At 66.0% G+C, this 22002-nt stretch carries 20 protein-coding genes; 9 read left to right on the top strand and 11 right to left on the bottom strand.

The window, feature by feature from the left end:
• Positions 1-3: 3 nt before the first annotated feature.
• Complete coding sequence (locus tag A9X05_RS17750; RefSeq protein WP_197499109.1) at positions 4-2016, bottom strand: glycoside hydrolase family 172 protein; 2013 nt, start codon at positions 2014-2016, stop codon at positions 4-6.
• Between the two features lie 584 nt (positions 2017-2600).
• On the opposite strand from A9X05_RS17750, the gene A9X05_RS32545 reads away from it, so the two are divergent.
• The gene (locus A9X05_RS32545; RefSeq protein WP_255369195.1) at positions 2601-2723 is read left to right on the top strand and encodes a hypothetical protein; all 123 of its coding nucleotides are present in this window, start codon (positions 2601-2603) and stop codon (positions 2721-2723) included.
• 807 nt (positions 2724-3530) lie between these two features.
• Here the strand turns inward: A9X05_RS32545 and ligD are convergent.
• On the bottom strand, positions 3531-4568 hold the full coding sequence (gene ligD, locus A9X05_RS17765) for a non-homologous end-joining DNA ligase (RefSeq protein WP_067747197.1): 1038 nt from the start codon (positions 4566-4568) through the stop codon (positions 3531-3533).
• Positions 4569-4594: 26 nt separating this feature from the next.
• Between ligD and A9X05_RS17770 the strand changes: the two genes are divergently transcribed.
• Entirely contained in the window at positions 4595-5665 is a 1071-nt protein-coding gene (locus A9X05_RS17770; protein ID WP_067783086.1) for an ATP-dependent DNA ligase, read from the top strand.
• A gap of 25 nt (positions 5666-5690) precedes the next feature.
• On the opposite strand, the gene A9X05_RS17775 is transcribed toward A9X05_RS17770, so the two are convergent.
• The gene (locus A9X05_RS17775) at positions 5691-5981 is read right to left on the bottom strand and encodes a hypothetical protein (RefSeq protein WP_067747192.1); all 291 of its coding nucleotides are present in this window, start codon (positions 5979-5981) and stop codon (positions 5691-5693) included.
• Positions 5982-6132: 151 nt separating this feature from the next.
• Here A9X05_RS17775 and A9X05_RS17780 point away from each other — a divergent pair, with 151 nt between their 5' ends.
• A complete protein-coding gene (locus tag A9X05_RS17780) occupies positions 6133-6501 on the top strand; it encodes a hypothetical protein (protein ID WP_067747243.1) in 369 nt (122 codons plus the stop codon).
• Positions 6502-6727: 226 nt separating this feature from the next.
• Here the strand turns inward: A9X05_RS17780 and A9X05_RS17785 are convergent, their stop codons facing one another.
• The 5 genes from A9X05_RS17785 to A9X05_RS17805 all read right to left on the bottom strand — a co-directional run bounded on the left by A9X05_RS17785 (position 6728) and on the right by A9X05_RS17805 (position 12156).
• Complete coding sequence (locus tag A9X05_RS17785; protein WP_067783090.1) at positions 6728-7777, bottom strand: hypothetical protein; 1050 nt, start codon at positions 7775-7777, stop codon at positions 6728-6730.
• 139 nt (positions 7778-7916) lie between these two features.
• A complete protein-coding gene (locus A9X05_RS17790; protein ID WP_067747188.1) occupies positions 7917-9143 on the bottom strand; it encodes a cytochrome P450 in 1227 nt (408 codons plus the stop codon).
• Positions 9144-9188: 45 nt separating this feature from the next.
• The gene (locus A9X05_RS17795; RefSeq protein WP_067747186.1) at positions 9189-9674 is read right to left on the bottom strand and encodes an NUDIX domain-containing protein; all 486 of its coding nucleotides are present in this window, start codon (positions 9672-9674) and stop codon (positions 9189-9191) included.
• 7 nt (positions 9675-9681) lie between these two features.
• Entirely contained in the window at positions 9682-11037 is a 1356-nt protein-coding gene (locus A9X05_RS17800; RefSeq protein ID WP_067747184.1) for a wax ester/triacylglycerol synthase family O-acyltransferase, read from the bottom strand.
• Between the two features lie 42 nt (positions 11038-11079).
• Complete coding sequence (locus A9X05_RS17805; protein ID WP_067747182.1) at positions 11080-12156, bottom strand: SDR family oxidoreductase; 1077 nt, start codon at positions 12154-12156, stop codon at positions 11080-11082.
• A 338-nt stretch (positions 12157-12494) separates the two neighbouring features.
• On the opposite strand from A9X05_RS17805, the gene A9X05_RS17810 reads away from it, so the two are divergent.
• Entirely contained in the window at positions 12495-12992 is a 498-nt protein-coding gene (locus A9X05_RS17810) for an adenosine-specific kinase (protein ID WP_067747180.1), read from the top strand.
• Positions 12993-13017: 25 nt separating this feature from the next.
• Here A9X05_RS17810 and A9X05_RS17815 read toward each other — a convergent pair whose 3' ends face one another.
• The gene (locus A9X05_RS17815; RefSeq protein WP_082954814.1) at positions 13018-13410 is read right to left on the bottom strand and encodes a DUF1330 domain-containing protein; all 393 of its coding nucleotides are present in this window, start codon (positions 13408-13410) and stop codon (positions 13018-13020) included.
• A gap of 2 nt (positions 13411-13412) precedes the next feature.
• Entirely contained in the window at positions 13413-14270 is an 858-nt protein-coding gene (locus A9X05_RS17820; RefSeq protein WP_067747177.1) for an SDR family NAD(P)-dependent oxidoreductase, read from the bottom strand.
• Between the two features lie 100 nt (positions 14271-14370).
• Between A9X05_RS17820 and A9X05_RS17825 the strand changes: the two genes are divergently transcribed.
• Genes A9X05_RS17825 through A9X05_RS17840 form a run of 4 tightly spaced genes read left to right on the top strand, consistent with a single transcriptional unit; the run spans position 14371 to position 17316 of the window.
• The gene (locus A9X05_RS17825; RefSeq protein ID WP_067747174.1) at positions 14371-15450 is read left to right on the top strand and encodes a dihydrodipicolinate reductase; all 1080 of its coding nucleotides are present in this window, start codon (positions 14371-14373) and stop codon (positions 15448-15450) included.
• Complete coding sequence (locus tag A9X05_RS17830) at positions 15447-15947, top strand: VOC family protein (RefSeq protein WP_067747171.1); 501 nt, start codon at positions 15447-15449, stop codon at positions 15945-15947. Before A9X05_RS17825 ends, A9X05_RS17830 begins: the two co-directional genes overlap by 4 nt.
• Complete coding sequence (locus A9X05_RS17835; RefSeq protein WP_067747169.1) at positions 15944-16717, top strand: SDR family NAD(P)-dependent oxidoreductase; 774 nt, start codon at positions 15944-15946, stop codon at positions 16715-16717. The genes A9X05_RS17830 and A9X05_RS17835 overlap by 4 nt, the downstream gene beginning before the upstream one ends.
• Positions 16714-17316, top strand: coding sequence for a TetR/AcrR family transcriptional regulator (locus A9X05_RS17840; RefSeq protein ID WP_067747168.1), 603 nt, complete (start codon positions 16714-16716; stop codon positions 17314-17316). Before A9X05_RS17835 ends, A9X05_RS17840 begins: the two co-directional genes overlap by 4 nt.
• Here the strand turns inward: A9X05_RS17840 and A9X05_RS17845 are convergent, their stop codons facing one another.
• Positions 17317-18303, bottom strand: coding sequence for a D-2-hydroxyacid dehydrogenase family protein (locus A9X05_RS17845; RefSeq protein WP_067747163.1), 987 nt, complete (start codon positions 18301-18303; stop codon positions 17317-17319).
• A 235-nt stretch (positions 18304-18538) separates the two neighbouring features.
• Here A9X05_RS17845 and A9X05_RS17850 point away from each other — a divergent pair, with 235 nt between their 5' ends.
• Positions 18539-21922, top strand: coding sequence for a pyruvate carboxylase (locus A9X05_RS17850; RefSeq protein WP_067747239.1), 3384 nt, complete (start codon positions 18539-18541; stop codon positions 21920-21922).
• Positions 21923-22002 lie beyond the last annotated feature (80 nt).

The raw sequence follows: 22002 nt of genomic DNA on the forward strand, positions 1-22002 counted from the left end.
TGATCAACCGGTCACCGTTTCGACCTGGTAGCGGCTCGCCGTCCAGGGCGGGGAATCGGGCGCGGGCGTAAGGGTGATGGTCAGTTGCGCCTTGCCGGCAGTCACCGGTGGCGGCAAGAGGTAGGTGTCGTCGAGCCAGCGGTGAATACCGTTGTTCCGCGGCTGAAGCCAGGTCCCGACGGGGACGCCGTCGACCGCGACGTCCGCGCGTTGGAATCCGTTCGCTTGGTCGGATGTGCGACGCAGCAGGATGCCTCGGTTGTCCGGGTCGGTTTCGACGTGGAACGTGATCGCGGCCGCGGTGGCGCGCACCGACCCGATGACCGGACGGGTGTCTTCGCTGCCCTCGTATTCGCTGACCAGTAGTTGATCGGCGGCGTCGGCGTCAGCGTAGCCGTGCAGCAGTCGGCTGACCGGATCGCTGGGTCGGACATCGTCCCCGGCGGTCAGGGCGTCGTTGGGTTGCGTGTAAAGGAAAGCGGTTGAGCTGTAATCGGGTTGGACCATGTTCCGCTTGCCGTGCTCGATGCCGAAGCGGATCGCGGAGTGGTAGTCGACGGCGTCGGCCAACATGAGCCGGTAGACGGCGACGCAATAGTCGGCGCAGCCGCCGGCCACCGTGCGTTGGTCGGGTTGACCCGTGAGCGGGTCACTGAATCGAGTGCCGTCCTTGAAATACCAGCCGCCCTCGTAAAGGTCCTCGGTGCCGGTGCCGTACCACTGGGGCGACGCGGCACCGTCGGTGTAGACACGCTCCGCCCCTTCGAGGAAGTATGGGGCGCTGTCACTGAACGCGGTTTTGATTCGGGAACCGCGAATGGTGTGGCTGACGCCGACGAACTTCCCGTGGCCCTGTTCGTCGGCGAACAACCAGTCCTGGCCGAAGGTGGTCGGCGCGGCGTGGGAGCGGGCGGTGAAGTAGCCGGCGCGTCCGCCCGCCAACGCGGACTCCCACTCGGGGTCGGGCTCGGTTGCCACGTCGCTGCCGATTTTGGCCACGGGGTCGCCGGTGGTGTTCACGAGCGTGATGCGAGCCGCATGCGCGAATGGCATCGGCCACCACGCGGACAGCGACAGCGATCCCCCGGGTTGCGGAACCGCGGAGAACATCAGCGACCGTACCGTCACGGCGCCCAACCCGGCCCCGAAGAACTCCCCGAGCGGGGAGTCGACCATGGTCCGGCCATCGAATTCCATCTGCAGCCGCACGCCGTTCAGGAGCTGATCGGTCGGTTCCGGCAGCTGCAGTTGCAACGCCGAGATGCTACCCGGGCCTGCAGATTCCGCGATGGTCGCCGCGGCACCGGGGAGAAGATCGACAACCCGGTTGTCGTGAACCGGACTCGCCGCCGAGGGTTTGGGATCGGCGGTGCCCGCCGCGCGCAGTGTGGCGAGCACGTCGATTGCGCGATCGGCGGGTGAGAAGGTGGTGACGCCCTCGGCGGTCGAGAATTGGCGATAGTCGACGTGGTAGTACTCGAGATTGGATGTGACGCTGATGCGCATCGATTCGCGGTAGGGCATCGGCACCTTGATATACACCCCGCCCGGCGACTGCGCCGCGTTGGCCACCAGCGGCCATTCGAACGGCGCACCCAGCGCGCCATCGACCACCGATTGCAAGGGCGCGTCCAATACCGTCCGGCCGTCGAGCTCGACACGGATGTTTCCGATCCGGGTCACCTTGCCGCCGTCGCGGGTGAACCAGATCGAATCCACCTCGCCGGCACCGCGATCCTCCGCGACGACGCAGCCCGCGCCGCCCGACGCCAAACATCCGCCGGTGCCGTTGCGGTTGCCGGTGGAGAAGTCGAAATCACCGCCGCTGCGGTCGAAGCTCGACAGCTGCAACGCCTGCGTGCCGGTGTGCAGATAGGGCAACAGATCCAGCCGACGGTAGGTGTCCCATCCGACCAGGCGGTCGGCGGCGTCACCGCCAACCGGCTGGGCGCGTGCGACGGTTGCGGCGGTGACACCGGCCGCGACAGAAAGCGCGAGGGCCAACGCCGCGCACAACACGCGAGCCGCCAGCCGTACAGCGGCAAAGCCTACTTTTCCCGGTCGGGTTGACCGGATTTGAAATCTTAAGCCCGCAACGCTCGCAGGCGCTGTTGCGTGAAATGCATTCAAAGCGTTGGCGGTTCGTAAATGGGGCCCGGAATTGGCACGTGCGGATCCGCCGGCGCGGTCAATGTTGGTCGTTGGGTCAGCTTACCGAGCTCACCGACAGGATTGCAATGGGCATGACGATATCGGGAGACACGAACGAAGGCCGTGTTCCATCGGTTAGAGCCGTATGTCGTTTCCCCCGAACACGTTCCACATCGCCCTGCATTGTTTGAAATGCAGGTCGGATCGCGCGCGTCCTCATCTTATCGCGCGTTCCGAGCCCGCGGGACGATTTCGAGAATGAATGCAAAGCGGACGCCGGCGACGCATTAACCCACGCCGGGACGCCGCTCGGCGGCGGCCCGTGACCCCCTTCAATCAGCTGACGTAGATCGCCGCAAATTTAGTGAATGCCATAGCATTCCGCATTGCACTCACGTAATATAACCCTCCTCGGGCGTAACATTTCTCCTCAGGGGATGGAGTGGTTCATGTCTCGTTGGAAGTACAAGGTTGTTCTCGGCCTGGTCCTGGCCTTCACCGCATTAACAAGCTCGGGTTGCACCGTGCCGTTGACCATCTCGTGCACCGGCGGCCTCGTCTGCACGCCGTAAAGCCACCCGGCAGCCGTTGAGGGGGTTGCGCTACTGGCGGCCTTCACCTGTTGGGTCGACATCGAGCTATCGACTGCATCGTCGAGGGCATGGAGCCCGCCAGTCAGCGCAACCACTTAACCGGTGCACTTTGCTATGAAACTGCCTGCTCTTCAGGCTCTTTCATATTGAGCAGCGTGTCGCGTACGCACCTTTTGCTGTGCAACCTTGCGCAATCCCTCATCGCCAGACGTCTTCATGCTGCTGGGATTCTCACGGTTCGGAGTTGACTTAGTCTTTGTGACACAACAAGTTTCAGCCGCGTTGGGCCTTTCACGCCATTTGATACGACATAATGAGCGCAAATATGTTGAACGCCATAGCGTTCCGCATTGCGCTCACGTAGAATAACCCTCCTCGGGCGAAGCATTTCTTCTCAACGAACGGAGTGGTGATGTCTCGTTTGAAGTACAAGGTTGTTCTCGGCTTGGTACTGGCCGCCACCGCATTAACGAGCTCCGGATGCACGCTGCCTACCTTCTCGTGTAGCGGTGGGGCCACCGGAATTACCTGCACACCGTAGGTGGTCTTCGCGCTGACTGGCACGCTTTAGTTGGCAAGCAATACTTTTGGGCCTATCGGCGTGCCAGTCAGCGCGTACCGGCGCGCTTAGTCATACGGCGGTTTTGCACTGTTGCACATCAAGTCGATTCGGGCTGCCTTGAATTAGCAGAGGTTCCAAGACCAGAGACCCAGCTGCGCTGGGACGAGCTTGGACCACCCAGCCGTCACTGTGACAAATCGCATGGGAGTGCTCCACGAGCGAGGTCACTTCGACTTGTTGTCTTTCTTCAAGTCCGTATCCCGGCTGGGCTGAACACGTTTGGGTTCTCCGGGCATCTTGGGGTAGTTCGGCGGATAGGGCATGTCCCCAAGGCCGCGATCTTCGTCGGCGTCGGCCATCTCGAGCAGGGGCGCGATCGACTGTGCCACGTCATCCATTGCCGCCCAAGGGTCCTGGCGGTCCTTCACCAGGTCGGGAACTGTCGCCATCGTGTAGTCGTCCGGTTCCGCGCCGGCCAGCTCTTCCCACGTCATCGGCGTCGACACCGTCGCTATCGGAGTGCGCCGCACCGAATACGCGGAGGCCATGGTTCGATCCCGAGCGTTCTGGTTGAAATCGATGAAGATGCGCTCGCCCCGTTCTTCTTTCCACCACGACGTGGTGACGGCCTCGGGCGCGCGGCGTTCCACCTCACGGGCCAGGGCGATCCCCGCTCGGCGCACCTCGACGAAATCCCAGTCCGTGGCGATCCGCAGAAAGACGTGAATGCCGCGGCCGCCGGACGTCTTGGGGTACCCGACCAAACCGAGCTCATCGAGCAGGGGCCGCAACACGTCGACCGCGACCGTCCGCGCCTGCTCGAACGCGACTCCGGGTTGCGGGTCGAGGTCGATGCGCAACTCGTCGGGATGGTCGGTGTCCGGGCAGCGTACCTGCCACGGGTGCAACGTGACGGTGCCCATCTGTGCCGCCCACACGATCGCCGAGGGGTGGGTCACCCTCAGCGCGTCGGCGGTGCGTCCGGACGGGAACGTCACCCGGCAGGTCTGCAGGTAGTCGGGGTGGTGCTGCGGAATCCGCTTCTGGTAGATCTCCTCGCCATCGATGCCGTCCGGGAAGCGCTGCAGGTGGGTGGGCCGGTCGCGGAGCGCGTCCAGCATCGGGCCGCCCGCCACGGCCCTGTAGTACTCGACGAGCCGCCGCTTGGTGCCTTTGGTGCCCAGCTTGGGGAAGTAGACCTTGTCCGGATTGGTCAGGCGCACCGCGACACCGTCGACGTCGAGCTCTTCTGCAGCAGCCATACCAACGATTCCAGCACAATCGGCCTATGGACTTACCCGTCATGCCCCCGGTGTCGCCAATGCTGGCCAAGTCGGTGCGATCGATCCCGCCGGATGCGTCGTACGAACCCAAATGGGACGGATTCAGGTCCATCTGTTTCCGTGACCGCGACGAAGTGGAGCTGGGCAGTCGCAACGAGCGGCCGATGACGCGCTATTTTCCCGAGCTGGTGGCCGCGGTGCGTGCTGAGCTGCCCCAGCGCTGCGTTATCGACGGTGAGATCGTCATCGCCACGGAGCACGGCCTGGATTTCGAGGCGCTACAACAACGGATCCATCCGGCGGATTCGCGGGTGCGCATGCTTGCCGAGGCGACGCCCGCGTCGTTCATCGCGTTCGACTTACTCGCCCTGGGGGACGACGATTACACGCGGCGACCGTTTGCCGAGCGGCGCGCCGCCCTCGTCGACGCGTTGGCGGGCTCGGGCCCGTCGATCCATGTCACGCCGGCCACCACTGACATCGAGCTCGCGCAGCGTTGGTTCGATGAATTCGAGGGGGCCGGCCTCGACGGTGTCGTCGCCAAGCCACTGACCGTGACCTATCAGCCCGACAAGCGCGTCATGTTCAAGATCAAGCACGAGCGCACCGCCGATTGCGTCGTCGCCGGGTATCGCGTGCACAAGTCGGGCGGCGATGCGATCGGATCGCTGCTGCTCGGGCTCCACCAGGACGATGGTCAGCTCGCCTCCGTCGGTGTGATCGGCGCGTTCCCGATGGCTGAGCGGCGACGCCTATTCACCGAATTGCAGCCGCTCGTCACCGATTTCGACGGTCACCCGTGGAACTGGGCCGCCCACGAGGCCGGCGAACGAACGCCGCGCAAGAACGAATTCTCCCGCTGGAACGCCGGCAAGGATCTTTCGTTCGTGCCGCTGCGGCCGGAACGCGTGGTCGAGGTCCGCTACGACCACATGGAAGGCCGGCGCTTTCGGCACACCGCACAGTTCAACCGGTGGCGTCCGGATCGGGAACCGCGCTCGTGCACCTACGAACAACTCGAACAGCCGGTCACCTTCAGCCTCGGGGACATCGTGCCTGGCCTGGGGTCTGGCTAGCGAAGACCTTTCGCCGCCTTTGGGTTCAGCCGTCGATGTGCGTCGGCGGGTCGGCGAAGGCCAGATCTCCAGGGTGTTGGTCCGGCCCCATCAGATCGCAGCGCTTATCCGGCACCAGGTAGGAGCTGGCGCCGTTCCAGATCAGGTGCGTGAATCCCACGCAACGCTGCCAGGTGCCATCTGGCTGGACGGGTCCATCGCATTTGCTGAGGAACGATCCTCCGTACTGGCAGCCGGCGCTGGCCGGCGGCGCCACGGCGATCAAACCTCCGGCCGCCAGCACGGCGGCCAGTCCTCCGACGATGCAGTGCTTCATGGTGGTCTCCCGTTCACATCGCCGCTGGTGCGTCGCGCAAACACCACCGACAGCACAGCCAGCACCAATGACGCTACCGCTTATCCGCCGGTTCGGCGGGCCAATGAAGGTGGGACGTTTAACGGCCGCCGGGACGGGCACGCGCACCTACATGTCAGTGACAGCGTTTCAGGATCTGCCCTTGGCCGACCGCGACCGCAAATGGGACGGTGACGCGGCCGAGAAACGGGTGCGCAAGTGGGCCGCAGCCGAAGACGCGCCGAACCAGAAGTATCGCGACGCCCATGTCTGGTACGACAACGGGAAGAAGGACAACTTCACGGCGTACAAGTTGCTGATCGCCGATGTCGTGGGTGGCGATCTCCAGGCGGTGCCGCGCGGGGTGATGGCAGCCGGCGCCATCATGGACGGTGCACGCGGCGGTATCGACCTGCCGAAGACGGACGTGGACCGGGTCAAGAGCCACCTGGCCAAGTACTACAAGAAGATGGGCGAGAGCCCGCCGTGGGAGCGCGGCTGAGCTTTCCCGCCGCCTCGCGCCGCGACGATCCCCGCTGCGCGACGGCGGTCGGTGCTTCGGCCTGCTGTCGGCCTGGCGTTGGGGCAGAGCGCCGTTATCGCCGATCGGCCGCCATGGGTTTCGGGCCGGCCTTGGGGGCGCCCGGGCAGTGCAGAGCGCCCCGACCAAAGCCCAAGTGCCCCAGCGCCGGACGGCGGCCCGGCACCTCCGCTGTGCGGTCGGCCCGTCAGAGGAACGGCAGCAACCGGTCTGGCCCGTCTGGCTTCGTCACATCGGCGAGCCCGGACTTGAATCCGTCCAGACCACCACCTTTCGCCCTCGCGTCGGCGATCCGCCGCTGGGCATCGTCGGGCAGGCGGTCCCTTCGGTCGGGTCTGTCCCACAGCTCGATGGTTTGCACGACCCAGTAGATGGCGAACTCGATGATCAGGAGTGCCTCGACCAGCAACACCCATAATTCCCAGCCGCGGTGCACGAGATGTGCTGTGACGATTGCGATCAACGTCACGAGCATCACCACCGCCATACCTCGGTAGAACCGCCGGTACGCACGGTGATGGGATGATTTCGACTCATCTTCTCGCTTGACGAGGTATCCGGTGCAGAACACGGTGGCGATGAATGTCGAGAGGAGCAGGAACCCGGCTGCGCCGTGCGCCTGCGCCAGGAAAAACTTGTGATCGAAGATGAAGGTGAGCAGGCCTACCACCATGGTCAGCCAGAACAAACCCAGCGCCAGTACGCCGCCCGGGCTTCTTGTCCGCTCGGTGCGGTTGCGCGGGGATTGCCACAAAACAATGCCCCAACCCAAAAGCAGTCCGATGACCACCGCCCAGACGTTGGGCCGAGTGACGGCGTCGACGTTGTATTCGGGCGGCAGGTCAGCCCGTCCGCACAGTGACGAGGGCCGACCTTGGGGCACGATCGCTGCTATCAATGCGGAGACTCCGGCCAAGCTCAACAGAGCATCCTCGGTGTCGCTGCTTCCCTTGTACATGATGAAAAGGGCGCCGAGCGCCAGAAGCGCGGCGATGACGATGCTGTGCGCGGAGGTGTAATAGTAAGCGCTGATGGCGAATTGCCAGCACGTGGCCGAAAGCCTTTCGATTATCACGGCCGCGGCGAGCATCACCATGATGACCACCATGCCGACACGCAAATCACGGTAGACGGCGAGCGTGATCGGAACCAGACGAGGACCCGGTCCGTTTGATCCATTTCCGCCTCCCTTTCCGGGACCGGAAGTGCTGTCGCCCTTTTCGTTCTCTTTGGTCATGTCCGTTACCTGCTTGACTGCGTCGTGATACGGCTGACCAGGGGAGTTTAGGACTATTGATATGCCGCCGCGCGATAATCCGGTTTTGGTCGAGGTGCGGCCACGATGACTTGCCCTGGGTTCGCGCGCGACGCGGCGGTCAGACCGTGACCATGAGCCGTGACAATCCCCGCAGCGTGACGTTGGCCTTATACTCCGGCTCGCTGTCCAGCCCCGCGTTGGGGAATCGCGCCGTAATAGCCGATAGCGCCACGCCTGCTTCCAGCCGGGCCAGAGGTGCTCCCAGGCAGTAGTGGGCTCCCCGGCCAAAGCCCAAGTGCCGCAGGGGCGTCCGGTCCGGATCGAAGGTGTCGGGCCGGTCGAACTCCGCCGGGTCGCGGTGGGCGGCGGCGATCAACAACATCATGACATCGCCCGCGGGCACCTCTACGCCGCCAATGGCCATGTCGGTGAGGGAAATTCGCCCGACCAGTTGCACCGGCGGGTCGTAACGCAGGGTTTCTTCCACGATCGCCGACGCTCGGCCGGGATCGGCGCCCAGAGCGGTCCACTCGATGGAACGCCGCAGCATTGCCAACACGGCGTTTCCGATGAGGTTCACCGTGGTCTCGTGTCCGGCGATCAATAGGAGATTGCAGGTCGCGACGATCTCGTCCTCGGTCAGTTGGTCTCCGGACTCCTCCACCGCGATCAGACCCGACAGCAGGTCGGCACCGGGTTGTGAACGACGGCGCTCGATCAGGTCGTGAAAGTATGCGCGCAGCCAAGCCCCGGCCTGTTGCCGCTCGTTCGCGACGTCCGGTGGCACGCCGGTGATTGTCGAAAACGGGTCCAGTGCCTGGGCCAGCAACGCCGACGCCCGGCTGAACTGTGGCTCGTCGTCGAGCGGCACGCCGAGCAGCCGGCAGATCACCGCCACCGGCAGCGGATAGGCGTACTCCTCGACAACGTCAAAGCGTCCCTTTTCCGCGATTCGATCGAGCATTCCGTCGACCAGCGACCGAATGTCGGGCTTCAGCGCGCTCACCACCTTCGGCGCGAACGCCTTGCTGACCAGCCTGCGCAGCCGCGTGTGATCGGGCGGATCGAGAAACAAAAACCCCGGCGGCCCCTGCCTCTGGGGGGCCGTGCCGGCCTCGGCCTGCCGCTTGGCGACCGTCGAGTTGACGTTGTCGCTGCTTGACCAGGGGTGCCGCAACACCTCGTCGCAATCGCGGTAGCTGGAGAACACCGCCAGGTTGGCCTCCGGCAACTGCAGCGCTCCGCCGTCGCGAAACCGCGCACAGAGTCGATACGGGTCGGGCCGGTTGGCCGGATCCAGCAGCTGCAGCAGCAGCCCCTGGGATTCGGTCGGTGCGGTCGTCATGCGGCCATTGTGCCCGTCGTTGGGCCCTGTCGATTTCCACGCATGTCACGCGCCTTCGCGTAATCCCGCCAGATGCGGATCCGCCATCAGCCGGTCCAGGAAGGCGAGCTGCCCTTTCAGCAGCTTGACGCGCGCCTGCGCCACCGAAAACCAGCCCACCCGATCGACTTCCGGGAACTCGCGCAGCCTGCCCGACCCCTTCGGCCACTCCAATTCGAAGGTGTTGCTGCGCGCCTCGGTCACGTCGAGGTCGGCGGCGACGGCGAAGGCGGTGACCACCTTGCCACCGGATTGTTTCAGCTGGCCGAGGTCCAGCCGGGCCCCGGACGGCACCGGAAGCCCGAGCTCCTCGGCGAACTCGCGTTGCGCGGCGGCCCAGGGATCCTCGCCATCGGCGTACTCCCCTTTGGGAATCGACCAGGCGCCGTTGTCCTTTCGCGCCCAGAAGGGGCCGCCCGGGTGCGCGATCAGGACCTCGGCGACGCCGACGCGGGTCCGGTACAACAGCACGCCCGCACTGAACTTCGGCATCGGCGGATCAGGCTCCGGCGGCGCGTTCCAGGTCTTTGAGGGAGGACTCCAAATGCGCGAGCAAGCGCTGCAGGTGTGGGACGCTGCGCCGGCATCCCACCAGGCCGAAGTCCAGGTTGCCGGCGTTGTTGGCCAGCGTGATGTTCAGCGCCTGCCCGTCCAGCGCGATGGACAGGGGATAGTTGCCGTCGAGCCGGGCGCCCCCGTAGTAGATCGGCTGGGTAGGCCCCGGGACGTTCGAAATGATGATGTTGAACGGTGGCGACGTCGACGCCACCCAGCCCGGGACCGCCGCCAACGCCAGGGCGGAGGTGTTGGCCGCGGACAGCGCCAGCGCCTGGAACCGAGGCAGCTGCGAGAACACCTGCTTGTTGCTCCGCATGGACTCGCTGATGGTCTGCAGTCGTTGTGCGGGGTCGTCGCTGTCGGTGGCCAGGTTGCACAGGATGGCGCCGACGAGGTTGCCCCCTGCGTCGGCCTCGTCTTCGGTGCGAAGGCTCACCGGGACCATCGCGATCAGCGGCGTGTCCGGTAGCGCGTTCTGCTCGAGCAGGTAGTAGCGCAGCGCGCCCGAACACATCGCCAAAACGACGTCGTTGACCGTCACACCGGCGGCCTTCTTGACGCTTTTGATCCGGTCCAGCGACCAGGACTGCGCGGCGCAGCGGCGAGCGCCGCCGATCTTGACGTTCAGCATGGTGCGCGGGGCGCCGAACGGCAACGTCAGCTGCTGCTCGAACAGCGCCGCCCGCGCCAGCGAAAGCGATGAAGGGGCCAGTGCCGCAATGGATCCCGCCGCACTCAACGCCGAGCGCAGTGGGCTTACCGGGCTGCTCTTGCGCTTGCTTTTGGGCAAGCTCCAGGGCGCGCGCATCTCGGTGTCGTCGGGGTCGGTCGACAGCGCGCGCTGCATGAGTTTCTGCGCGGAGACACCGTCGATCAGGGCGTGGTGGATCTTGGTGTAGATGGCGAACCGGCCATCCTTGAGGCCCTCGATGATGTGGGTCTCCCACAGCGGACGGTGACGATCCAGCAGGCTGCTGTGCCACCGCGAAGTCAGCTCGAGCAGTTCACGAATGCGCCCGGGCGACGGTACCGCCGAACGCCGGACGTGATAGTCCACGTCGACGTCTTTGTCGTAGGACCAGCCCAGGTTGGCGATGCCGCCGACGAACGTCGCCGGATGCTTGCGAAATGTCGGCTGGAAATCATCCTGCGCCACCAAACGGTCGTAGAGCTCCCGGACGAAGCCGCTGCCCGCGCCGCTCGGCAGCTCGAACAATTGCAAGCCGCCGACGTGCATGGGATGTTCCCGCGACTCTCCCAGCAGGAATATCGCGTCGGTGGGCATCATCAGTTCCATCCACCAATTAGACCGCGACTGGCGTCGGGACGAAGGCGCTCTTCAGAACATCGCGGCCGAGCCGACGTTCGGATGGCGACGCATGTATTCGACGAGCCGATCGACATAGCTGCCGAACGCGGGCGCCTCGATACCACTGCCTGCGAGATCAGCCCGGCAATGATCGGTCAGGTAGAAGGTGGGTTGGACGAAGTAATCGACTGCTTCGGGGGGAATTCGCATCAAGCGGTAGAGCCCCGGGACGTGTGCTAATGCGGCTTTGGTCATTCTCAGGGGCAACGAAACCTTGAGGAGTTCGCGGCCCGTCGCCTGGGCCAGCGCATCCGTCATCTCCTCGACCGTGAGCGGACGCGGATCCGCCAGCTGATAGGTGCGCCCCTCGGAGCCGGGCAGGCCGCTCAGATATCCGACCGCGTCAACGACGAAATCGCGCGGGACCACGTTGACGCGCGTAGTCGCGGGGTCGCCCACCATCGGGAGGACCGCGTACCGGGGCTGTCGCAGCAGCCACTGCATGACGAAGTAGGGCCCGTCGAATTTCTGGGTCTGCCCGGTATGGCTGTCGCCGACAACGATCGCGGGCCGATAGATCGTCGCGGGCATGCCCGCGGACATGTGCCAGCGCACGTCCGCCTCGGCGAGGTGCTTGGTCTCTTCGTAGTGGTTGTTGAACGGCGCACCGACTTCGAGGTCGTCCTCGCCGAACGGGCCGGCGTAGCGGCCGCTGACGTAGCAGGTGCTGAAGTAGTGCAAGCGCGTCAACCGGGGACAGTGCTCGAGCGCGCCCAGGACGTTTCGGGTGCCGTTGACGTTGACCCGGACCGCCACCTCGCGGGGCACCGCCAGGTCGTATGCAGCCGCCAGGTGCCACGCCTCGGTGACCTCGTTGAGGTTATCTGCGGCGATGCCGAGCCCCGGCTGGGTGATGTCGCCTTCCACGAGCTGAATCCGCCCCTCGAGGAAGGGTTCCGCCGAGCTCAATTCCGCCACGCGTCGCTGCGCCAGTGCGCCGAACTTGGGCTGCACCACACAGATTGCCGAGTCGCCGGTGCGCTTGAGGATGCCCGGCAGCAATGCACTGCCGAGAAAGCCGGGAAATCCGGTCATCAAGACGGTCATCGCTATACTCCTTGGCCGGTCGAATTCGTCAAAGTAATTGCGGCGGGGAGACTGTGCGCTTCGTCGCGGATGGGACGGCTCTGGTCAAGCGGGACGCGCGAGGAACGTCTGGACTCGACGAAATTGAGCGAGGTTTTCATCGCTGATCCCCCACCGAAAGGGTTCCGTAGAAGAGCGACGCTATCGAATAACGGGGGCGTTAGGGCGGGTCTTTCGACCCTCGACGACCGCCATTGGTCCTCCGTTGGGTCGCGTGCGCCGACTACCCCCGTTGGGCCGAGGGGCGCTGCCGCCGGACGCGCCTTCCGGCAGGACCTCAGGGGTGGCAGCATGAGTTCGTGGCGACAACAACGTTGACGTGGGACGTGGTGGCCGTTGACAAGCCGGACGATGTCAACGTGATCATCGGTCAGGCGCACTTCATCAAGACGGTCGAAGACCTGCACGAGGCGCTGGCCGGGGTGAGCCCGTCGCTACGGTTCGGAGTGGCTTTCTGCGAGGCTTCCGGGCCGCGGTTGGTTCGCCGCAGCGGCAACGACGCCGATCTGGTCGAACTGGCGACGCGCACCGCGCTGGCGATCGCGGCCGGGCACAGCTTCGTGGTCTTTCTGCGTGACGGCTTTCCGGTGAATGTCCTCAATCCGGTGAAGGCGGTTCCGGAGGTCTGCGGGATCTACTGCGCCACAGCCAATCCGGTCGATGTCATCGTTGCGGTGTCTCCGCGCGGTCGCGGCATCATCGGCGTCATCGACGGGCAGACTCCCGTCGCGGTGGAAGGTGATCGTGACGTGGCCGAGCGCCACGCTCTACTGCGCGCGATCGGTTACAAGCTCTGAGGTCTCAGCAGTCTCGTGGGCCCGCTCAGTCGAGCGTAAGCGACCACGTCGAGGTCGCGATCAGGTCGCCGCGCTCCAGCGCCTCGATACGGTGCTCGTGGGCCATGAGATATCCCGGGTCGGTCACCATATCGATGAACGCCTGCGGAGTCGGGTACTCGACGATGAGAATGGCGTCCCACCAAGGCCGTTCGCCCTCGCCGGTCACGACGGTCGGTGCTGTCCCGGCGTAGCGGACGACGGCGCCCGCGTGCTCCAGGTGCGGTATCACCGCCACGCCGTAGCGCTGGTAGGCCCCCACCCCGCCGGGGGTCTTGAACTTCAACAGGTTGACCATCACCACCGGTTCATTCGCCGGACGCGCGGCCAGGGCGGCGAACTGCTCGGCGGTCGGCTCCAGCGGATTGCTCGTGGCCACGATTAGAGCAGATCCGTAATGGTCTTGAGGCCGGCGTCGTACAGCACGCCCGGCAGCATCCCGCCGTCGTGCTCGATGGTGGTGCCGTTGACGAAGTCGGCCTCCCCGCCGGCCAGGAAAACGCACACCCTGCCCACCTCCGCGGGCTCACCCGCACGGCGCAGCGGGACGGCCGCGAAATACTTTGCGCCCGTTGGATCGTCCTTGGGCAGCACGAAGGACCGGAAGTTCTCGGTCATCGTCGGTCCGAGCGCGATGCAGTTGACCCGCACCTTGGGGCCCCACTCTTCGGCCAGCGAGCGGGTGAGGTGGTTGAGGCCGCTCTTGGCCGCGCCATAGGAAACCAGCGTCGGTGATCCCGCAGGATGCCCTGCCCCGCTGGAGATGTTGATGATGCAGCCGACGCCGTCCTGGGTGCGCATTTGCCGGTAGGCGCGGATGGCGAACCACAGCGGGCTGATCAGGTTCATCTGGACCGCGAACGCGTGGAACAGCGCCGTGCGCTCATACTCGTCGTCGCTGCCGGGGGCGCCCTGAATGCGTTGCACCAGTTCGGGAATGCTCTCGACGTGCGGCGCCGGCACCGTTCCGCCGGCGTTGTTCACCAGGATGTCGATCCGGCCATGCTCGGCGACGACATCGGAGACGAATGAGTCGATCGCGCGGTAGTCGCCTTGGTCGCACACCTTCTGGAAGGCCCGGTCCGCCCAGTCCGGCTCCACACCGGGAATGGCGCCGAGGGGTGAGCGCGAACAGCCGACGACGGTGGCTCCGGCCCGGAGCAGTTCGTGGGCGATCCCGACGCCCACGCCGCGGCTGGTACCGGTGACGACCGCGACCTTGCCGTCCAGGACACTCATGCGCAGGCCTTCCTACCCGAAGCCATTGTTGACAGTCACTGTCAGCGGGTCATACTGTGCCATTTCGGTCATCGGCGTGTAAAGCATCGGAGGTCAGGCGATGAGTAGTCCGTCCAAGCTGCGCGTCATCCAATGGGCGACCGGAGGAGTCGGCAAGGCGGCCATCGCTTCCGTCCTGAATCATCCCGAGCTGGAGCTGGCCGGCTGTTGGGTACACAGCGCCGAGAAGAACGGCCTCGACGTCGGACGGATCCTGGGCACTCACGACCTGGGCGTCACCGCCACGTCCAGCGCCGACGAGATCCTGGCGCTGGATGCCGACTGTGTGGTGTACAGCCCGTTGGTGCCCAACGACGACGAAGTCATCGCGATCCTGCGGTCCGGCAAGAATGTGGTCACCCCCGTCGGTTGGGTGTACCCCGACCCGAACAACTCGCGGCACAGGGCCGTCGCCGAAGCCGCGGCCGGCGCCGGAGTGACCCTGCACGGTTCGGGGATCCACCCCGGGGGCATCACAGAACGATTCCCGCTCATGCTGTCCTCGCTTTCCTCGGCCGTCACCCACATCCGCGCCGAGGAGTTCTCCGACATCCGGACCTACAACGCCCCGGATGTCGTGCGCCACATCATGGGGTTCGGCGGCACGCCCGAGGAGGCCATGCAGGGCCCGATGGCCGGCCTGCTCGAGGCGGGCTTCAAGCAGTCGGTGCGAATGATCGCCGATCACATGGGATTCCGCATCGACCCGAACATCCGGACCATTCAGGACGTCGCCGTGGCGACCGCCGACATCGACTACGCGCCGTTCCCGATCACCACAGGAAAGGTGGCGGCGCGCCGCTTCCGCTGGCAGGCACTCGTCGACGGCGAACCCGTCATCACGGCGGCCGTCAACTGGCTGATGGGGGAGGAAAACCTGGATCCCGGCTGGGATTTCGGCGGGCGCGGCGAACGCTTCGAGGTCGAGATCACCGGCGATCCGACCGTGAGCCTCACCTTCAAGGGCCTGCAGCCCGAAACGATCGCCGAGGGCCTGGTGAAGAATCCGGGCGTGGTGGCCACGGCCAACCATTGCGTCAATGCCATTCCCGACGTCTGCGCCGCAGAGCCCGGCATCAAGACCTACCTCGATCTGCCTCTGTTCGCCGGGCGCCCGGCGCCCGGCCTCACCACGTCATGACCGGCGTCCTCGGCGACGTCTCGTTCTGTCACCTCGTGGTCGGTGTGACCGACATGGAGCGCGCCCTGGCCTTCTACCGCGACCTGCTCGGGATGGAGGTCGTGTTCGAAACCCTCATCTCCGGTGAGCCTTTCGATGCGGCCCTGCACGCCACCCGCAAGCAGGAGGGTCGGGTGGTGGGCGGCCTGCTGGGCGGGCTGATGGTCGAGTTGCTGTCGTTGGGTGCCGGCTCTCCCGACCAGAAGCCGGCGCGTCGAGGCGTCACCGGCATCCACAACTTTTCCCTGTCGGTGACCGATCTCGACGACACCCACCGGCGCGTCACCGCGGCGGGCTACACGCCCGACCAAGAGCCATTCGAAATCGGCGGGGTGCGAATGTTTTTCGTCAAGGACCCGGATGGGACGGCGGTCGAGTTCATCGAACTCCCCGACGGTGCCCGCAGCACCTACGAGATGCACCGCGGGGTACCGCTGCGGCTGGGGCCGGCCGAATGACCTACTCGCACCCCTCCTCGATGCAGGGCCACGTCGCCGTCGTCACCGGCGCCGCCCAGGGCGTCGGCAAGGGTGTCGCCGCCGCCCTGCTGGAACGCGGCGCCGCGGTGCTGCTGGTCGACATTCAGCACGAGTTGCTCGGCACGACAACGGCGGAGCTCTCCTCGATGGGCCCCGTCGAGAAGCTGACCGCCGACCTGCGCGACCCGGACAGCGCCCAACGCATCGTGGCCGCCGCGGTCGACGCCTTCGGCACCGTCCACGGCCTGGTCAACAACGCGATCGCCACCAACGAACCCAAGGCGTTCGTCGACATCACCACCGAGGATTTCGCGCTCGGTCACGACGTCGGGCCGCGGGCGACCTTCCTGCTGATGCAGGCCGTGCACCCCGTGATGGTCGCGGCCGGGGGCGGCTCGATCGTCAACCTGGGCTCGGGGACGGGTACCGGCGGCGAACCGAGATGGGGCGGGTATGCCGCCGCCAAGGAGGCCATCCGGGGCCTGTCGAAGGTCGCCGCCCTCGAATGGGGACGTGACAACATCCGCGTCAACGTGATCTGCCCGTTCGCCGAGTCGGACGGTGTCAAGCTCTGGAAACAGTTCGCGCCCAAGGATTATGCGAAGGCGGTGAGCCGCGTCCCGATGAAGCGCATCGGCGATGTCCGCACCGACGTCGGCGCGCTGGTGGCCTTCCTGCTGGGCACCGACGCGACGTTCATCACCGGCCAGACCATCCACGTCGACGGTGGAATCGGCTGCTTCCGGTGAGCGGGCAGTCGCTGCGCGATCGGCAGCGCGCACAGATCCGGGCCGACATCAGGCGCGCGGCGTTCCGGCTGTTCGTCGAACGCGGATACGACGCCGTGACGACCGAGGAAATCGCGGCCGCCGCGGGCGTTTCGCCGCGCACCTTCTTCCGGCACGTGCCAACGAAGGAAGAGCTGCTGCTGGCCCCCGTTCGCCACGGTGGCGCCGCGATCGTGAACCTCCTCGAACAGCGGCCCGCCAGCGAGCCCCCGGACGTCGCGTTGATCAACGCCATCGTCACGCGAACCCGGTCCTTCGAGCAGGCCGACACCGACGAATGGCGTGAGGCGCTGCTGGTGGCCCCCGACCGGCTTCGCAAGGTCACTGTGCACACCCCCGCCGACAAGGAGCGGGCGGCCAAGCTGATCGCCGAGCGCATGGGCGTGAACCCCGGCGTCGACATTCGCCCCGGGCTGCTGGTCCAACTGGCCTTCGCGGCAGCGGATTTCGGCTTCCAGCGATGGGTGCGACAGTCCGGGCGGCCCTGGCCTCTGGACCGTTATGTCACCGAGGCCCTCGAAGCCGTCAAGAGCCCGTACTGGAGACGGAAGCGCACCTGATCAACCAGGGTTGGCGATCCGCACCGGCGCCCCGTCCAGCCACGCGACCACCGCCTCCACGGTGTCGGCGTAAAAGGCGCCGAGCATTTCGCGGGTGACGTACCCCAGGTGGGGCGACAGGGTGACGTTCGGGAGTTGCCGCAACGGGTGCTCGGGCGGCAGCGGTTCGACGTCATAGACGTCGAGTCCGGCGCCGGCGATCCGCCCGGTGTCCAGCGCGGTCATCAGGGCGGCCTCGTCGACGATCGGTCCCCGTGACGTGTTGATCAGGTACGCGTGCGGCTTCATCAGGGCGAATTCGGGCTGGCCGACCAGCCCCCGCGTGCGTTCCGAAAGCACGACGTGGATCGAGACGACATCGGACTCTTCGAACAGCGCCGCCTTCTCGACCCGGCGTGCACCAGCGGCCGCGGCGGCATCCGCGGTGAGGTTCTGGCTCCACGCAATGACTTCCATGCCGAACACCCGCCCGTATTCGGCCATGCGCTTACCCACCCGCCCGAGGCCGAGCAGCCCGAGCGTCTTGCCGGACAGGGTGAGGCCGGTCGTGGTCTGCCAGGCACCGTCTCGCATGCGGCGATGTTCCTCGGCCAGATTCCGCACCGTGGCGATCAGCAATCCCCAGGCGAATTCGGGGGTCGCGTCGTGCACGGAGCGGAATCGCGGATGGGCGAAGTCGGTGTGGGCCACGAGGATCCCCCGCTCGGTGGCCGCGGCCAGGTCCAGGTTGGGCAGGCTCCTCCCGACGATGGTGATCAGTTTCAGGTTCGGCAGCCGTTCGAGCAGCGTCCGCGGCAGCGCCATCCGCTCACGCAGGGTGCAGATCACGTCGAAGGGCCGCAACGCGTCGGCCGCCTCTTCCTCGCCGAGGTGCCGGTCGAAAACGGTTATGCGGGAGCGGGTTTGCACGGGCGACCAGTCGGCGAGCCGCAGGGCCGCACCGGCGTAGTCGTCCAGAATCGCCACCTGGGGCGTGGGGTCACCCATCCCACCATTGAAGCACCGACCCTGGATCGCGGACTCGCGCGGCCGGGTGCTGCACAGGCACCCAGGGTGTGACCGCGCGCAGATAGGGCAGATCGGTGCTGCGGTGCGGACCGACCGCACCGGGTGGTCCGCTGAGCAGAAGACACACCCACATCATCGAGCCGACCGGTTTCACGCGTGATCCGTCCGGCCAGCGCATATGTCGGATCGCCGCAACGCGCTCTATCGTAACTACGTGTTCGCGAAAGTACTGGTCGCCAATCGTGGGGAGATCGCGATCCGCGCCTTCCGCGCGGCCTACGAATTGGAAATGGCCACCGTCGCGGTCTATCCCTACGAGGACCGCAACTCCGTGCACCGGTTGAAGGCCGACGAGTCGTATCAGATCGGCGAGGAAGGGCACCCGGTACGGGCTTACCTGTCGGTCGACGACATCGTCGCCACGGCCCTGCAGTGCGGAGCTGACGCGATCTACCCCGGCTATGGATTCCTGTCCGAGAATCCCGACCTGGCGGCGGCGTGCGCGGACGCGGGCATCACGTTTGTCGGCCCCAGCGCGGAGGTGCTGGAGCTCACCGGCAACAAGTCGCGAGCGATCGCGTCGGCACGGGCGGCTGGTCTCCCGGTCCTGGCCTCGTCGGCGCCGTCGACGTCGGTGGATGAGTTGGTCGCGGCGGCCGAGTCCATGACGTTCCCGTTGTTCGTCAAGGCGGTGGCCGGGGGCGGCGGTCGGGGGATGCGCCGCGTGACCGAACCGGCGGCCCTGCCCGAGGCGATCGAGTCGGCCAGTCGTGAGGCCGAGTCCGCCTTCGGTGACGCCTCGGTGTTTCTCGAGCAGGCCGTGACCAACCCCCGCCACATCGAGGTGCAAATCCTGGCCGACACCCACGGCAACGTCATCCACCTCTACGAGCGCGACTGCAGCGTCCAACGCCGCCACCAGAAGGTCATCGAGATCGCGCCCGCACCGAATCTGGATCCAGAACTACGGGAGCGGATCTGTTCCGACGCGGTGGCGTTCGCGCGAAGCATCGGCTACACATGCGCGGGCACAGTGGAATTCTTGCTCGACGAACGGGGCAACCACGTCTTCATCGAGATGAATCCCCGCATTCAGGTGGAGCACACCGTCACCGAAGAGATCACCGACGTTGACCTGGTATCCGCCCAACTGCGGGTCGCTGCCGGACAAACCCTGGAACAGATTGGCTTGAGCCAGGATTCCGTCGTCCCACACGGTGCGGCGCTGCAGTGCCGCATCACCACCGAGGATCCAGCCAACGGCTTCCGCCCGGACACCGGCCGGATCACCGCCTACCGCACCCCGGGCGGGGCGGGAATCCGGCTGGACGGCGGCACGACGCTGGGCGCCGAGATCAGCGCGCACTTCGATTCGATGCTGATCAAACTGACCTGTCGAGGGCGTGACTTCGCCACCGCCGTGCGGCGGGCGCGGCGCGCGGTCGCGGAGTTCCGCATCCGCGGTGTCTCGACGAATATTCCTTTCCTGCAGGCGGTTCTGGACGATCCTGACTTCCAGGCCGGACGCGTCACCACGTCGTTCATTGAACAACGTCCGCAACTGCTCACCGCGCGCAGTTCGGCCGATCGCGGCACCAAGATCCTGACCTACCTGGCCGATGTCACGGTCAACAAGCCCCACGGCGAGCGTCCCTCGACGGTGTACCCGCACGACAAACTTCCCGACATCGACTTGTCGACAGACCCCCCGGCGGGATCCAAACAGCTTCTTGCCGAACTCGGGCCGGAGCGATTCGCGGCGTGGCTGCGTGAATCGCGCGCAGTCGGCGTCACGGATACCACCTTTCGCGATGCGCACCAGTCCCTGCTAGCCACGCGGGTGCGCACCAGCGGGCTGATCATGGTGGCTCCCTACATCGCACGAATGTTGCCGCAGTTGTTGTCGATCGAATGCTGGGGCGGGGCGACATACGACGTCGCGCTGCGGTTTCTGAAGGAGGACCCGTGGGAGCGGCTGGCGGCCCTGCGCGAGGCGATGCCCAATATCTGCTTGCAGATGTTGCTGCGCGGACGCAACACCGTTGGCTACACGCCCTATCCGGACACCGTGACGACGGCGTTCGTGTCGGAAGCGACCGCAACCGGCATCGACATCTTCCGGATCTTCGATGCGTTGAACAACGTCGATTCGATGCGCCCGGCGATCGACGCGGTTCGTGAGACGGGCACCGCCGTCGCCGAGGTGGCGATGTCCTACACCGGTGATCTCAGTGATCCGGCCGAACGCCTGTACACCCTTGACTATTACCTGAAGCTGGCCGACGAGATCGTGTCGACGGGTGCGCACGTGCTGGCGATCAAAGACATGGCCGGGTTGTTGCGCGCGCCCGCCGCCACGACGCTGGTTTCCGCGCTGAAGTCGCGATTCGACCTGCCAGTACACGTGCACACCCACGACACCCCGGGCGGGCAGCTGGCCACCTATGCGGCGGCCTGGCTCGCCGGGGCCGACGCCGTGGACGGCGCCGCGGCCCCGCTGGCCGGAACCACGAGCCAGCCGGCGTTATCTTCCATCGTGGCCGCCGCGGCACACACCACCTACGACACGGGCTTATCGTTGGATGCCGTCTGCGCCTTGGAGCCGTATTGGGAGGCGCTGCGAAAGGTGTACGCGCCGTTCGAGTCCGGGCTGCCGGCCCCGACTGGACGGGTGTACCGGCACGAGATCCCGGGCGGGCAGCTGTCGAACCTGCGCCAGCAGGCAATCGCGTTGGGTTTCGGTGACCGTTTCGAGGACGTCGAAGACGCTTATGCGGGGGCTAACGCCGTCCTCGGCCGCCTGGTCAAGGTGACCCCGTCGAGCAAGGTCGTCGGGGACCTCGCCCTGGCGCTGGTCGGTGCAGGTGTCAGTGCGCGGGATTTCGCCGCCGATCCCGAGCGTTACGACATCCCCGACTCGGTCATCGGCTTCCTCCGCGGGGAGCTCGGCAACCCGCCGGGCGGCTGGCCTGAGCCGTTGCGCACCAAGGCGTTACGAGGTCGCGGACCGGCGAAGCCGGAACAGCAGCTCTCGGGCGCAGACGAACGGGCGTTGGCAGCGGCGGGCAGCGAGCGGCAGGCGGCGCTGAATCGGCTGCTGTTCCCCGGCCCCACGAAGGAGCTCGAGGACCATCGTGAGCAGTACGGTGACACGTCGCGCCTGAGCGCCAATCAGTTCTTCTACGGGCTTCGCCAGGGTGACGAACATCGAGTCGAGCTCGAGCGCGGCGTGGAACTGCTTATCGGCCTGGAGGCGATTTCCGATGCGGACGAGCGCGGCATGCGTACCGTGATGTGCATTCTCAACGGGCAGTTGCGACCCATCGTGGTGCGTGACCGCAGTATCGCCGCGGATGTGCCCGCCGCCGAAAAGGCCGACCGCGACAACCCCGACCATGTCGGTGCGCCGTTCGCCGGCGTCGTTACGGTGACCATCGACGTCGGAGCGGAAGTCGAAGCGGGCCAGACGATCGCGACGATCGAGGCGATGAAGATGGAGGCAGCCGTAACTACCCCGAAGGCCGGAAAGGTGGCCCGAGTCGCCGTCTCACAGACCGCCCAGGTCGAAGGCGGCGACCTCTTGGTGGTTGTCAGCTAGCTCACCATCGAGCAGTTAGCGCCCGATATGCAACCGCTGCCGGGGGTGCGCTGGGCGCTGGTGGGCGGCGGAGGCGCCGC

The organism is Mycobacterium sp. E3298 (assembly GCF_001666895.1).
GTDB lineage: Bacteria > Actinomycetota > Actinomycetes > Mycobacteriales > Mycobacteriaceae > Mycobacterium.

Excerpts from the sequence above, each read along its gene's own strand:
- A9X05_RS32545 (WP_255369195.1), top strand. The coding sequence starts at position 2,601 with ATGTCTCGTTGGAAGTACAAGGTTGTTCTCGGCCTGGTCCTGGCCTTC.
- ligD (WP_067747197.1), bottom strand. The coding sequence starts at position 4,568 with ATGGCTGCTGCAGAAGAGCTCGACGTCGACGGTGTCGCGGTGCGCCTG.
- A9X05_RS17770 (WP_067783086.1), top strand. The coding sequence starts at position 4,595 with ATGGACTTACCCGTCATGCCCCCGGTGTCGCCAATGCTGGCCAAGTCG.
- A9X05_RS17775 (WP_067747192.1), bottom strand. The coding sequence starts at position 5,981 with ATGAAGCACTGCATCGTCGGAGGACTGGCCGCCGTGCTGGCGGCCGGA.
- A9X05_RS17780 (WP_067747243.1), top strand. The coding sequence starts at position 6,133 with ATGTCAGTGACAGCGTTTCAGGATCTGCCCTTGGCCGACCGCGACCGC.
- A9X05_RS17785 (WP_067783090.1), bottom strand. The coding sequence starts at position 7,777 with ATGACCAAAGAGAACGAAAAGGGCGACAGCACTTCCGGTCCCGGAAAG.
- A9X05_RS17790 (WP_067747188.1), bottom strand. The coding sequence starts at position 9,143 with ATGACGACCGCACCGACCGAATCCCAGGGGCTGCTGCTGCAGCTGCTG.
- A9X05_RS17795 (WP_067747186.1), bottom strand. The coding sequence starts at position 9,674 with ATGCCGAAGTTCAGTGCGGGCGTGCTGTTGTACCGGACCCGCGTCGGC.
- A9X05_RS17800 (WP_067747184.1), bottom strand. The coding sequence starts at position 11,037 with ATGGAACTGATGATGCCCACCGACGCGATATTCCTGCTGGGAGAGTCG.
- A9X05_RS17805 (WP_067747182.1), bottom strand. The coding sequence starts at position 12,156 with ATGACCGTCTTGATGACCGGATTTCCCGGCTTTCTCGGCAGTGCATTG.
- A9X05_RS17820 (WP_067747177.1), bottom strand. The coding sequence starts at position 14,270 with ATGAGTGTCCTGGACGGCAAGGTCGCGGTCGTCACCGGTACCAGCCGC.
- A9X05_RS17825 (WP_067747174.1), top strand. The coding sequence starts at position 14,371 with ATGAGTAGTCCGTCCAAGCTGCGCGTCATCCAATGGGCGACCGGAGGA.
- A9X05_RS17830 (WP_067747171.1), top strand. The coding sequence starts at position 15,447 with ATGACCGGCGTCCTCGGCGACGTCTCGTTCTGTCACCTCGTGGTCGGT.
- A9X05_RS17835 (WP_067747169.1), top strand. The coding sequence starts at position 15,944 with ATGACCTACTCGCACCCCTCCTCGATGCAGGGCCACGTCGCCGTCGTC.
- A9X05_RS17845 (WP_067747163.1), bottom strand. The coding sequence starts at position 18,303 with ATGGGTGACCCCACGCCCCAGGTGGCGATTCTGGACGACTACGCCGGT.